Consider the following 12,162-nt stretch of genomic DNA (forward strand, 5'->3'; position numbering starts at 1 on the left):
GAAATGATGGAAGGCCGTCTGCTGAACGCCATACCGTTGAATACGCTTTCAGGGGTCGGTCCCGCACAGGCGGCCAAGCTCTCCCGGCTCGGGCTGGAAAATCTCCAGGATTTATTGCTGCATCTGCCTTTGCGCTACGAAGACCGCACCCGGTTATACGCCATCGGCGACGTCCTGCCCGGCATGTTTGTAACGGTGCAGGGGGAAGTGCTCGGGTCCGACATCAGCTTCGGCCGGCGGCGCATGCTGACCTGCCGGGTCCGCGACGACAGCGGCCTTATCACCCTGCGCTTTTTCAACTTCAACGCCTCGATGAAAAACAGCCTGGCCGCCGGTCGCCGGATTACCGCCTATGGCGAAATCCGGCGCGGGCAGCTGGGGGCCGAAATCATCCATCCGGAATACCATATCCTCGGCGATCACAGCGAGGTCGAACTGGCCCCGGCCCTGACGCCGGTGTATCCCACCACCGAAGGCGTCCGCCAGGCCTCACTGCGCAATCTGACGGATCAGGCGCTGCTTTTGCTCGATACCTATCCCATTGCCGAACTGCTGCCGCCGGAGCTGAGCCGGGGACTTATCGGCTTGCCCGAGGCGCTGCGCACGTTGCATCGCCCGCCGCCGGATATTTCGCTGGCGGATCTGGAGCAGGGCAAACATCCGGCCCAGCGGCGTCTGATCCTGGAAGAATTGCTGGCCCATAATCTCAGCATGCTGGCGGTACGGGCCGGGGTGCGCAAAGATCTGGCCCTGGCGTTAACCCCGGGACCGCAGTTGAAACAGCGGTTTCTCTCTTTGCTTCCCTTTACGCCCACCGGCGCGCAGCGGCGGGTGGTGGATGAAATAGAACAGGACCTGGCGCAGCCGGTGCCGATGATGCGGCTGGTGCAGGGGGATGTGGGTTCGGGAAAAACCCTGGTGGCGGCGCTGGCGGCATTGCGGGCCATCGGCGAGGGTAAGCAGGTGGCGCTGATGGCCCCCACCGAGCTGCTGGCGGAGCAGCATGCCATGACCTTCCGCGCCTGGTTCGAACCGCTGGGCATCGAGGTAGGCTGGCTGGCTGGCAAACAAAAGGGCAAGGCGCGCCAGGCCCAGCAGGACGCTATCGCGCAGGGGAGCGTGGGCATGGTGGTGGGTACCCATGCGATATTCCAGGAGCAGGTGCAATTTTCAGGGCTGGCGCTGGTTATCATTGATGAGCAGCACCGGTTTGGCGTCCATCAGCGTTTGGCTCTGTGGGAAAAGGGGCTGGCGCAGGGCTACCATCCACATCAGTTGATCATGACCGCCACTCCCATTCCCCGGACCCTGGCCATGACCGCTTATGCCGATCTGGATACCTCGGTTATCGATGAATTGCCCCCGGGGCGTACGCCGGTGACCACCGTGGCCATTCCGGATAGCCGGCGGACCGAGGTTATACAGCGGGTGCGGCAGGCTTGTTTGCAAGAGCAGCGCCAGGCTTATTGGGTCTGTACCCTGATTGATGAATCCGATTTGCTTGAGGCCCAGGCGGCGCAGGCCACTTGGGAAGACCTGCAGGCCGCCTTGCCGGAGCTGCGTATCGGTCTGGTGCACGGCCGGCTTAAGTCCAAGGAAAAGCAGGAGATTATGCGGGCGTTCAAGGCCGGGGAGATCCATTTGCTGGTGGCCACCACCGTGATAGAAGTGGGGGTGGATGTGCCTAATGCCAGCCTGATGATTATCGAGAATCCCGAACGTCTGGGCCTGGCGCAATTGCACCAGCTGCGCGGCCGGGTCGGCCGCGGCGCGGTAGCCTCCCATTGCGTGCTGTTATATAAGTCTCCCCTGAGTAAAACCGCCCAGAGGCGGTTACAGGTATTACGGGATACCAATGATGGTTTTGCCATCGCCCAGCACGATTTGGAAATCCGCGGTCCCGGGGAACTGCTGGGTACGCGCCAAACCGGCAATGCGGAGTTCAAAGTGGCGGATTTGCTGCGCGACCAGGCGATGATCCCGGAGGTCCAGCGGCTGGCGCGCCATATTCATGAGCATCATCCCGACTCCGCCCGGCTGCTGATTGAGCGCTGGATGCCGGAGCGGGCGCGTTACACCAATGCGTAGGCACGCCCTCCCTTTAACACGCTCGCGTTGAGCCCCGGCGTTAGCGGACGGCGTGAATTCGCCCTTGAGTTGACTTATATCAATCGGTTGGGATGCGGGTTGTAAGCAATCGATTGCTTTTAGAAACAAGTTGATTAAAATGCCTCCTTTGCCGCCTATGAAAGCCATTCAACATGACAATGCCTTCCTATGAAATCGATGACGCGCCGATTCCCGTTGTCAAAAGCGAGCTGATTTACCATCTTGACGATCGTCCGCCGCTGGCGGAAACCCTGTTTGCCGCCTGTCAGCATTTGCTGGCGATGTTTATCGCCGTTATCACCCCCGGGCTGCTGATCTGCCAGGCGCTGGGGCTGCCGGCGCAGGATACGCAGCATATTATCAGCATGTCGTTGTTCGCTTCCGGACTGGCTTCCATACTGCAAATCAAAACCTGGGGACCGGTGGGATCGGGGTTGTTATCCATTCAGGGTACCAGCTTCAACTTTGTCACGCCGCTTATCATGGGCGGGCTGGCCCTGAAAAACGGCGGCGCCGATGTGCCCACCATGATGGCGGCCCTGTTCGGTACCCTGATGGTGGCGTCCTGTACCGAGATTTTGCTCTCCCGCGTGCTGCATCTGGCGCGCCGCATTATCACGCCGCTGGTGTCCGGCATCGTGGTGATGATTATCGGTATTTCCCTTATCCAGGTGGGACTGACCTCTATCGGCGGCGGGTTTGCCGCCATGGGCGACCACACCTTCGGCGCGCCGAAAAATCTTCTGCTGGCGGGGATTGTGCTGGTGGTTATCATTTTACTTAACCGCCAGCGCAACCCGTATTTGCGGGTGGCTTCGCTGGTGATCGCCATGGCGGTGGGCTATGCGGCGGCCTGGTTGCTGGGCATGTTGCCGCCGTCCGGACCTGAGGCTCCCCATAAGCTTATCATGGTGCCGACCCCGCTTTATTACGGGTTGGGGTTCGATTGGAATCTGCTGGTGCCGCTGATATTGGTGTTTATGGTGACTTCCATAGAAACCATCGGCGATATCACCGCCACCTCGGATGTCTCTGAACAACCGGTACGCGGGCCGGTCTATATGCGCCGTCTGAAAGGCGGCGTGCTGGCCAACGGGCTGAATTCTTTTCTTTCCGCGGTGTTTAATACCTTTCCCAACTCCTGTTTCGGCCAGAACAACGGCGTCATCCAGCTCACCGGCGTCGCCAGCCGCTATGTGGGTTTTGTCGTGGCTTTGATGCTTATAGCCCTCGGGCTGTTTCCGGTGGTCAGCGGATTCGTCCAGCATATTCCGGAACCGGTGCTGGGGGGCGCTACCATTGTGATGTTCGGCACTATCGCCGCTTCGGGCGTCCGCATCGTCTCGCGGGAACGGCTAAACCGTCGCGCCATTATGATCATCGCCCTTTCTCTGGCGGTGGGCCTGGGGGTATCGCAGCAGCCCCTGATTCTGCAATTCGCGCCGCAATGGTTAAAAACGCTGTTGTCATCCGGTATCGCCGCCGGCGGCATTACCGCCATTATCCTGAATTTACTGTTCCCGCCGGAACACAATTAATTAACATTCCTCCTTTTATCAAGCCGCTGTCTCAATACAGCGGCTTTTTTTTTCGGAAAACACATTGCCTATTGAGAAGCGCCGCTAATTACGGCATAAACACTGTAACCTTTATGACAGCGATGGATTGAGCGATGAAATTTATTGGGAAACTCATATTATCAATACTTTTGATATTGCTATTGATAATCGTCCTGATCTACGTCTTGCTGCAAACTCCTTGGGGCGCGGGCTGGGTCAGCAAATGGGTTACCCAGCACAGCGATTTCCAACTGTCATTGGAAAAAATTGATCATTCCTGGTCCGATCCCACTGAAATTTCTTTTGTAAATATCACCTTCGGTCAAAAAGGACATCCGCCCACCCTGGTCGCCAAGCAGTTGGTGGCCGGTTTGGGCGCACGCCAACTCACCGACCCCTTCCATTTTTACCGGATCCAGATGCAGGACGGCACCCTGGATATGGATACCTCGCCGCCCCTCTCCTCGCTACAGGCGGACGTCCTGCAACTGAACGGTATGGCGGTGCGGTCTCCCCAGGGGGGCTGGCGGCTTAATGGGCAAAATGTCAACGCCGGCATCACGCCCTGGAAACCGGAAAAGGAATTTCCCCTCGGGCGTAACGCCCGCTTTCAGCTGAGCGCGCGCTCTTTGACCCTAAACGACGTGCCGGCGGAAAACGTATTGGTGCAAGGGGAAATCGATGACCATCAATTGAAGCTGGATAATCTCGGGGCCGATCTGTCCCAGGGCGAATTAACCGGCAATGCGAAGCGGGACGAGGACGGCAGCTGGCTGGTGGATAATCTGCGTCTGAGCAATGTACGGATGCAAACCGAAAAAAGCCTGAATGATTTTTTGCAGCAGATCTCCCAGGTGCCGAAAATCACCATCCATCGCTTCGATTTGATCGACGCGCGCATGGAGGGGAAGGATTGGGCCTTCAGCGACCTGGACCTGACCTTGCGGAATATCACCTTCCAGGACGGCGACTGGACCACCGATGACGGTTCACTGTCCTTCAACGCCACCGACCTTATCAACGGGACGGTGCATCTGAACGATCCCATCGCCAATCTGGCCCTATCGCCCCAGGGAATAGAAATCCGCCAGTTCAGCGGACGCTGGCAAGGCGGATTGATGCGCACCTCGGGCCGGTGGCTGCGCGACGGACAGCAGTTGGAACTGGACGAGTTCATGGTGGCGGGGCTGGAATATACCCTGCCGGCAAACTGGCGTGACAGCTGGCAGCAGCCGCTGCCTTCCTGGCTGGCGCAGGTCACCGTGGATAAATTCACCGCCAATCGGAACCTGTTGATTGATATCAATCCTTCATTCCCGTTCCAAATCACCGCGCTGGACGGATACGGCAAGCAGCTGGAGCTGGCGCGCAACCATCAATGGGGCATCTGGTCCGGCAGCCTGAATCTTAACGGCAGCGACGCCACCTTCAATAAAATCGACGTACGGCGTCCGTCGCTGGCGTTAACCGCCGATCCGGACAAAATCACCGTCACCGATCTGAGCGCCTTCGCCGGTGACGGATTGCTGGAGGCCACCGCCCTGATTAACCAGCAGCCTTCACGTAACTTTTCGCTCAACCTGAACGGCAAAGCGGTTCCGATAAACGTGCTGGAGCGCTGGGGATGGCCTGCCATGCCGTTATCGGGCAACGGCAACGTTCAGCTAACCCTCACCGGCCAGCTCGCCGCACAGGCGCCCCTGAGGCCGACACTGAACGGCAGGCTGCAGGCCGTCGACGCAAAAGGACAATCGCTTAACCAGACCATGAGCAATGGCCAGGTGGCGGAGGATACGGCCCATTGAGCCTTTGGGAAACCGTCCCCGAAACGCCGGAGGCTAAAGTGCAATTCCCTTGGGGCAAGGGGCGTTGCATGGCAAAATGGCGATCCGCAGAAGGCGCGGAGCGCCAGAGATAATCCGCATGGGAACCGAAGCGCTACAAATCAATCCGCATGGGAGCCGCCGCGCTCCAGCGGCCTATCATGCGCCGGCGGCAGCACCAGATAGATGCCTTTGAACACCGCGCCCAGTTTATCGTTGCCGAACAATTCCACTTCCAGCTGAACCCGCGCCTTGCGTCCGCGGGCCAGCCGGTCCAGGTCGCCGCTCAGTGAACCGAGATCCGCAATGGCGCAGGGCCGGCCGGTAACCGGCGTCGTATAGCGGATATGGGCGTCCGCCAGGATTATGGTGCCCCCCAGTTGGCGCTCGCGCAGCAATAGCCAGATCAATCCCCAGCCGGTGAGGGTGGCCAGTGAAAACAGGCTGCCGGCGAATAGCGTATGATGGGGATTCTGATTACCGGCTTCCGGCATAGTGGTCATGAATTTCTGGCCGGTGTACTGGCTTATGCGCACCCCCATTTTTTCACTCAGGGGAATATGCTCGTACCAGGCCTGCTGCAACTGGCCGCACCAATCCGGCCGGTGCAAAATATCATCCAGCGTGGCAATGGGTTTAATCATTAAAAAGTGCCGTATGGGCGTGGAGGACGGCGCCAGAATTTCACCCTGGTTGATAAAACCCAGCTTGGCGAAAAAATCCACCGCATCCTCGCGGGCGCTACAGACCACCCGCTTTACCCCTTCCTGGCGGGCGACGGATTCCAGCGTCATGGCCACCAGCGTGCCCAGGCCCTTATCCTGCACCTGCGGGTCCACCGCCAGAAAACGGATGGCCGCCTCGTTGTCGGCATTGATATACAGCCGGCCCACCGCCACGGGCTTCCCCTCTTCATCCACCACCATCTGGTGATGCGCCATGGCATCATAGGCATCACGCTCGGAGCCCGGCGGCTGATGCAAGGGCTTACGTAACATTTCCCAACGGAACTGATAGTATTCCTTTAACTCTTCCTCGGTTTGCGGAACGCGCAAGTGATACATGACAGACTCTCTCTTTGAGTGCTTCTACCGACTCAGACTTGCAACCAGAACGTCGCCGGCCCGTCATTCACCAGCTCCACCTGCATATCCGCCCCAAAGCGGCCGGTTTGCGTCCGGATATCCGCCCGGCGGCAGCACTCGGTAAAATGGTGGTAAAGCCGCTGTGCTTCCGCCGGCAATGCGCCGCGGGAGAAGCCGGGCCGCAGCCCTTTGTCGGTATCCGCCGCCAATGTAAACTGTGACACAATAAGCACGCTGCCGCCGGACTGGCGGACATCCAGGTTCATTTTGCCTTGTGAGTCACCGAAAATACGATAAGCCAGCACCCGCTGGCAAAGTTTTGCCGCGATCTGTTCATTATCCTGCTTTTCTACTCCCAGCAGAATCAACAGCCCCGGGCCGATTTCCCCCACCGCGGTTTCGTCCACGGTAACCCGTGCACGCAAAACACGCTGAATCAACGCAATCATCGGGAGACCGTCTCCTCTAACGCCGACTGCCGGTGTTCGGCCAGCGAGACGGTAATCTCCGCCCCCAGCAATACAATACACCAGCTCCAGTATACCCAGAGAAATAAGATTGGAATCACCGCCAACACGCCATAAATCAATTGGTAGGAGGGAAACATAGTGACATATAAACCAAAAACCTTTTTCCCCAGTTCAAAAAGCAGACCGGCCACCAGCGCGCCCGCCAGCGCATCCCTGCTCGGCACCCGTACCGTGGGCACCACGCTGTACAACAGCCAGAACGAGGCGCAGGAGAGCAATAGCGGAAAGACCCGCAGGGCGACGGTGGCAAACAGGCTGGAACCGGTGGATTGCAGCCAGGTGATGGATAAGAGATAAGAGCTGAGCGCCATGCTGGCGCCGGTTAATAACGGACCCAGGGTCAACACCATCCAGTAGACCGCAAACGAAAATATGAGAGGACGCTTCTTTTTGCTGCGCCAAATAGTGTTAAGCACGGTATCCACGGAATAAATCAGCAGCAGCGAGGTGACAATCAGACCGCAGGTGCCCACCACCGTCATTTTGCTGGTGTTAAGCATAAACTGCTCGAGGTAACGCTGAATTACATTGCCGGTGGCGGGCATAAAATTGTTAAAGATAAAATTTTTGAGTTCTACGCTCACATCCGAAAAGACCGGAAAAGCGGCAATCAGCGCAAACACCACGGTCACCAACGGCACCAGGGAGAGCAGCGAGACATAAGCCAGATGCCCGGCCAGCACCGTCAGCCGGTCCTGATCAATACGTATGACTAATAGCTTGATGAAGGAATAACAACGGCTGAATTCCTTCAGGTTAGGACGTCTCATCGCAATTTTCCTCAATGAACGGGCCGATGCGTTTTGAGCACCGCCTTGCGCGGGGTCCAGGTTCTGTCAGGCAAAATAAGCGGGAATGACGTCAGGATCGGTAACATGCACCGTTTGCAGACCGACCGTTTTCGCGCCGGCGATATTATCAGCGTTATCGTCGAAAAAGATGGCCTTTGCAGCGGCTACCCCTTCCTGCTCCAGCACATAGCGGTAAATGGCCGGGTCCGGCTTACGCATGCCCAAATCCTGCGATAGATAGAGTTTATCCACGCTTTGCTGTATTTCGGGATATTGGCTCGGCCAATAATTACAGTGGAGGCGGTTGGTATTGGACAGAACCACCACCCGATGTCCCTGCCGCCGCAAAGCCTGGATGATATCGATAACCTCGGTGCGCACACCGGCGAAAATCGCCTGCCAGCCGGTGGTGAACTGTTCAAAGCTCAGCGCAATGCCCAACTCCCCGCAAATCCTGGCGGCAAAGGCTTCATCGGTAATATCGCCCCGCTCATGCTGCTCAAAGGCCTCGCCCATGACGAACTTCTTTTTCAGGATTGCCAGCGGGACGCCGCTCAATTTGCTCCAGACGCCCAAAACCCGGCCGAAATCGATATTGATAACGACATTGCCTAAATCAAAGATATAAAGCATGGCTCCCTCCCTTCTTTGCATGGTGTTCTCACTGTAGCGGGAAATAATCCAACTGAACAGTAATCAACAGAGATTACGCGGTCATGTCGACGGCGGAAACGGCGCCGGGCGCATCATTGGATGCGCCCGGTACGGCAATGCAGGGGGTGGATAGTGTCTGGTTATCCGTCAAGGCCGGTGACCACGGTAAATTCCCGCGTTGCCCCCGCGGGCAGCTCGATGAGCGTCCCGGCCTGGCGCGCCGCGATATGTCCCTCGGGACGGCAGGTGCCGGGCAGGATAAACGCCGCCACCTTTTGGTCGCCATTATACAAAATCCAGCGGGTCGCGTAGTTGAACTGTTCGCTGGAAAACCGGGTAACGAAGCGCGGCCCTTTATCCGGCGCCTGCATAAAAAACTCCGGTTGCGGCGTGTATTGCGCCAGGTTATCGGCAAAAAACACAATTTCCGGATCGTAGAATTGTGGTTGATCCAACGCGCCGAAGGCCGAGGGAGTGTCCGTCAGGGTAGCGGTATAATCCAGCCATTGCGGCGTGGGATGCACATGTCCGGGAATGGAGGTGCGCAGTGAAAACGCCCCGTCGGGGATATTCTGGCTAAAGGAACCCCCCGGCAGATAGGCGTAGTTCATATGGCACATATACTGCAGCGGCATCGCCACGCTGGCAAGATTGGTCACCCGCATGGTAATGGTCATCAGGGTCTCGCCGGCCGCCAGCCTCACTGACGGCGACGCCAGGTAATGATGGCCGAAACCCTTGACGTATTCATAATCCCCCCCCAGGGCGACGCTATTCCCGTCCAGCAGCAGATAGGCGCGGTCCAGGGGGGCGCAGGGCATTTCGCCATGCAGGGGATGAACATCCTCCGGGGACGGGCAACCGTTGCTCAGCAGGCCGGAATGGAACGCAAAGCAGCCATAGGTATCCACCACCGACTCGCCCCGTTTCGGCTCGGTAAACGGATTGGTCATTTTCAAATCATGACCCTCAAACTGCGCGTCCCAAATCATTTGGCCGTAAAAAGGCAACAGGGTAATAAAACCGCGGCTGTTGCGCAGGGTCACCGCTTCAATGCCGGAACGGTATTTGAACAACGTAACGCTGAGCTCGGCGCTTTCCAGCAGACAAACCGGCTGTTCGCTGAATTGGTTGCGCTGAAGATGAATGACGGCTGACATAATCGCTTCTCCTGCGGTTAAAGTTTGCTATCCATGACCGAACGGGCGGGGTCTGCCAGCAACTGATGCTGATGGTTGCGCAATTCACCCCAGAAATAGAATCCCACGTAGGCAAAGCACAGCAGCGAGACGCTGAATGCCTCTTTCATCGAACCCAAATGATCGGAAACAAAGCCCTGGATTGCCGGCACCACGGCGGCGCCGACAATGGCCATGACGATAATCGCCCCGGCGACTTCGGTATATTTGTTGTCCACGGTATCCAGCGTGCCGGCGTAAATGGTGGCCCAGCAGGGTCCGAACAAGACGCTGACAAACACCGCGGCATATACGGCGGTAAAATTCGGCACCATCACCACATAGGCCAGAGTCGCGACCCCTAGTATGGAATAGGCGATCAGGACTTTTTGCGGCATAAAACGCGTCATCAGGAAATTGGCGATAAATTTACCGGCGAAGAAACATATAAAGCTGTAAATCATGAAGTTGGAGGCGTCCCGTTCATTGGCCGCACCCAGGTTCAGCGCCAAACGAATGGTAAACGACCATACCGCCACCTGCATCCCCACATAAAGGAACTGGGCGACTATACCCTTTTTGAAGCGGGCGTTACCGGCCAGATAACGCAGGGTTTCTCCCATACCCGGCGCGGCGGTTTTTTGTCGATCTACCACAGGCTTGCAACGGGGATAGCGGGTAATGGCAAACAAGACCAGCACCACTACCAGCACCATGATCAGATACTTATAAGGTTCGAGGGTGAGTTCCAGCATATTCAGGCGGAATTGATGCCCCTGCTCCGGCGTCATGGCGGCCAATTGGCTGCTCAGGCTGTCCCCTTGCTGGAAAACCAGATATTTGCCCAGCACAATGCCCATCAGCGCGCCGACGGGATAAAAGGTCTGGCTGATATTAAGCCGCAGCGTCGCATAGTCGCGATGACCGATCATCGAACTGTAGGTATTGGCCGCAGTTTCCAGAAAGCTCAAGCCGATGGCGATGGCGAAAATCGCCGCCAGGAACATGGTGTAGGTGGCCATATGAGACGCAGGATAAAACAGCACGCAGCCGATGATATACAGCGACAGGCCCGTCATAATGGCCACTTTATAGCTGGTTTTGCGAATGACCATCGAGGCCGGAATGGCAATCAGAAAGTAGCCGCCGTAAAACGCGCTTTGCACCAGCGCGCTGGCGAAATCGCTTAAGGCGAACACCGTTTTGAATTGGGTAATCAAGATATCGTTCAAACTGGCCGCACAGCCCCATAAAGGAAACAGGCAAGACAGCAGGATAAACTGAAACAGCGGTGTTTTATTCAGATAGCCGTCAGGCATTTGTACCGTATTGTGGTGCATGATGTTATTCCTGATGTAAGGTGGCGAGGAAATCATGGAACTGGGCGGCGTCGGCATAGGAACGCTGGGTGCCTTTGCCCCGTACGCTGAATGCGGCATAGGCCGAGGCATATGTCATAGCCTGCTTCACGTCTTGGCTGCCGACATAGTAATGGGCAAAACACCCTATATAGGCATCGCCCGCGCCGCTGGTATCCACGGCCTGTACCGGCACCGCATCCACCCGGTGGACGCTGTCGCCGGTCAACCACACCGAGCCGCGGTGTCCCATGGTGATAATCAGGTTTTTCAGCCCCCGGGAGAGCAGAGAGCGGCCGGCGGCAAGGATATGCTCTTCGCTGTCCACCGCCATACCGGTCAGGATTTCCAGCTCCGTTTCATTAGGCATGAAAAAATCGCACTGGCAGGCATAAGCAATATCCAGCTCCCGGCTGGCCGGCGCCGGATTAAGAATCACCGGCACATGAAGCCGCCGGGCAACGTCGATGGCGTGATACACCGTCGCCAGCGGAATCTCCAACTGCAGGATAATCACCTTGCAGTCCTTGAGCTGCTCCGCCGCACGGTCAACATCCGCCGGCGTCAAATGGTTATTGGCCCCTTTAATGATCAAGATGCGATTATGTGAATCCCGATCAACAAAAATCGGCGCCACTCCGCTGGAAACCCCCGGCACCTTCTCAACATAGCGGGTATCTACGCCGTACCGGCGCAGGTTATTTACCGTATTGTCGGCGAACAGATCGTCGCCGACCTTACTCATCATCATCACGCCGGCGCCCAGTTTGGCTGCCGCCACCGCCTGATTAGCGCCTTTACCGCCGCAACCGATCTCAAAATCCGGGGCTTCAAGCGTCTCCCCGGTTTTCGGCATCTCGGTGATATAGGTAATCAGATCCACCATGTTGGAACCAATAACCGCTATATCCATAATCATTTGCCTCTCTAATGTTTTCATAGCATTCAATGTTACTACGCTAACATTATCAACCCATAAATGTTAATAATATGACACCTATCACATCTCATGAGAAAAATTAACGGACAAATGGCTATATAACGGTGTTAGATAATGTTATTATTTTCACATTAA

10 protein-coding genes are annotated in these 12,162 nt (G+C 56.9%); 3 read left to right on the forward strand and 7 right to left on the reverse strand.

Annotated features, from left to right (window positions below; translation table 11 throughout):
• The first annotated feature begins 6 nt into the window (after positions 1-6).
• From recG to ACL2XO_RS00890, 3 genes are all read left to right on the forward strand, one after another.
• On the forward strand, positions 7-2,088 hold the full coding sequence (gene recG / locus ACL2XO_RS00880) for an ATP-dependent DNA helicase RecG (protein ID WP_413743015.1): 2,082 nt from the start codon (positions 7-9) through the stop codon (positions 2,086-2,088).
• Positions 2,089-2,261: 173 nt separating this feature from the next.
• Positions 2,262-3,647, forward strand: a complete 1,386-nt coding sequence (locus ACL2XO_RS00885) for a nucleobase:cation symporter-2 family protein (RefSeq protein ID WP_132924175.1) — start codon at positions 2,262-2,264, stop codon at positions 3,645-3,647.
• Between the two features lie 134 nt (positions 3,648-3,781).
• A complete protein-coding gene (locus ACL2XO_RS00890; protein ID WP_413726134.1) occupies positions 3,782-5,473 on the forward strand; it encodes an AsmA family protein in 1,692 nt (563 codons plus the stop codon).
• 140 nt (positions 5,474-5,613) lie between these two features.
• Here the strand turns inward: ACL2XO_RS00890 and fabY are convergent, their stop codons facing one another.
• The 7 genes from fabY to rbsK all read right to left on the reverse strand — a co-directional run bounded on the left by fabY (position 5,614) and on the right by rbsK (position 12,000).
• Positions 5,614-6,555, reverse strand: coding sequence for a fatty acid biosynthesis protein FabY (fabY, locus tag ACL2XO_RS00895; RefSeq protein ID WP_132924174.1), 942 nt, complete (start codon positions 6,553-6,555; stop codon positions 5,614-5,616).
• 32 nt (positions 6,556-6,587) lie between these two features.
• On the reverse strand, positions 6,588-7,025 hold the full coding sequence (gene dtd / locus ACL2XO_RS00900) for a D-aminoacyl-tRNA deacylase (RefSeq protein ID WP_203524201.1): 438 nt from the start codon (positions 7,023-7,025) through the stop codon (positions 6,588-6,590).
• The gene (locus tag ACL2XO_RS00905) at positions 7,022-7,876 is read right to left on the reverse strand and encodes a virulence factor BrkB family protein (RefSeq protein WP_132924172.1); all 855 of its coding nucleotides are present in this window, start codon (positions 7,874-7,876) and stop codon (positions 7,022-7,024) included. Before ACL2XO_RS00905 ends, dtd begins: the two co-directional genes overlap by 4 nt.
• A gap of 66 nt (positions 7,877-7,942) precedes the next feature.
• On the reverse strand, positions 7,943-8,530 hold the full coding sequence (gene yihX / locus ACL2XO_RS00910; protein ID WP_132924171.1) for a glucose-1-phosphatase: 588 nt from the start codon (positions 8,528-8,530) through the stop codon (positions 7,943-7,945).
• 161 nt (positions 8,531-8,691) lie between these two features.
• Positions 8,692-9,711 carry an aldose 1-epimerase family protein gene (locus ACL2XO_RS00915; RefSeq protein ID WP_413726137.1) on the reverse strand — a complete coding sequence of 340 codons (1,020 nt, stop codon included), beginning with the start codon at positions 9,709-9,711 and terminating at the stop codon, positions 8,692-8,694.
• 17 nt (positions 9,712-9,728) lie between these two features.
• Complete coding sequence (gene fucP, locus ACL2XO_RS00920; RefSeq protein WP_413742010.1) at positions 9,729-11,069, reverse strand: L-fucose:H+ symporter permease; 1,341 nt, start codon at positions 11,067-11,069, stop codon at positions 9,729-9,731.
• Positions 11,070-11,073: 4 nt separating this feature from the next.
• Positions 11,074-12,000 carry a ribokinase gene (gene rbsK, locus ACL2XO_RS00925; protein ID WP_413726139.1) on the reverse strand — a complete coding sequence of 309 codons (927 nt, stop codon included), beginning with the start codon at positions 11,998-12,000 and terminating at the stop codon, positions 11,074-11,076.
• Positions 12,001-12,162: the final 162 nt, after the last annotated feature.

This window comes from Sodalis sp. RH15 (assembly GCF_047324255.1).
GTDB classification, from domain to species: domain Bacteria; phylum Pseudomonadota; class Gammaproteobacteria; order Enterobacterales; family Enterobacteriaceae; genus Acerihabitans; species Acerihabitans ligni.

Bases quoted from the DNA above. Each gene is read 5' to 3' on its own strand.
- yihX (WP_132924171.1), bottom strand. From the start codon at position 8,530: ATGCTTTATATCTTTGATTTAGGCAATGTCGTTATCAATATCGATTTC.
- dtd (WP_203524201.1), bottom strand. From the start codon at position 7,025: ATGATTGCGTTGATTCAGCGTGTTTTGCGTGCACGGGTTACCGTGGAC.
- rbsK (WP_413726139.1), bottom strand. From the start codon at position 12,000: ATGGATATAGCGGTTATTGGTTCCAACATGGTGGATCTGATTACCTAT.
- ACL2XO_RS00890 (WP_413726134.1), top strand. From the start codon at position 3,782: ATGAAATTTATTGGGAAACTCATATTATCAATACTTTTGATATTGCTA.
- fabY (WP_132924174.1), bottom strand. From the start codon at position 6,555: ATGTATCACTTGCGCGTTCCGCAAACCGAGGAAGAGTTAAAGGAATAC.
- ACL2XO_RS00905 (WP_132924172.1), bottom strand. From the start codon at position 7,876: ATGAGACGTCCTAACCTGAAGGAATTCAGCCGTTGTTATTCCTTCATC.
- recG (WP_413743015.1), top strand. From the start codon at position 7: ATGGAAGGCCGTCTGCTGAACGCCATACCGTTGAATACGCTTTCAGGG.
- ACL2XO_RS00885 (WP_132924175.1), top strand. From the start codon at position 2,262: ATGACAATGCCTTCCTATGAAATCGATGACGCGCCGATTCCCGTTGTC.
- ACL2XO_RS00915 (WP_413726137.1), bottom strand. From the start codon at position 9,711: ATGTCAGCCGTCATTCATCTTCAGCGCAACCAATTCAGCGAACAGCCG.
- fucP (WP_413742010.1), bottom strand. From the start codon at position 11,069: ATGCACCACAATACGGTACAAATGCCTGACGGCTATCTGAATAAAACA.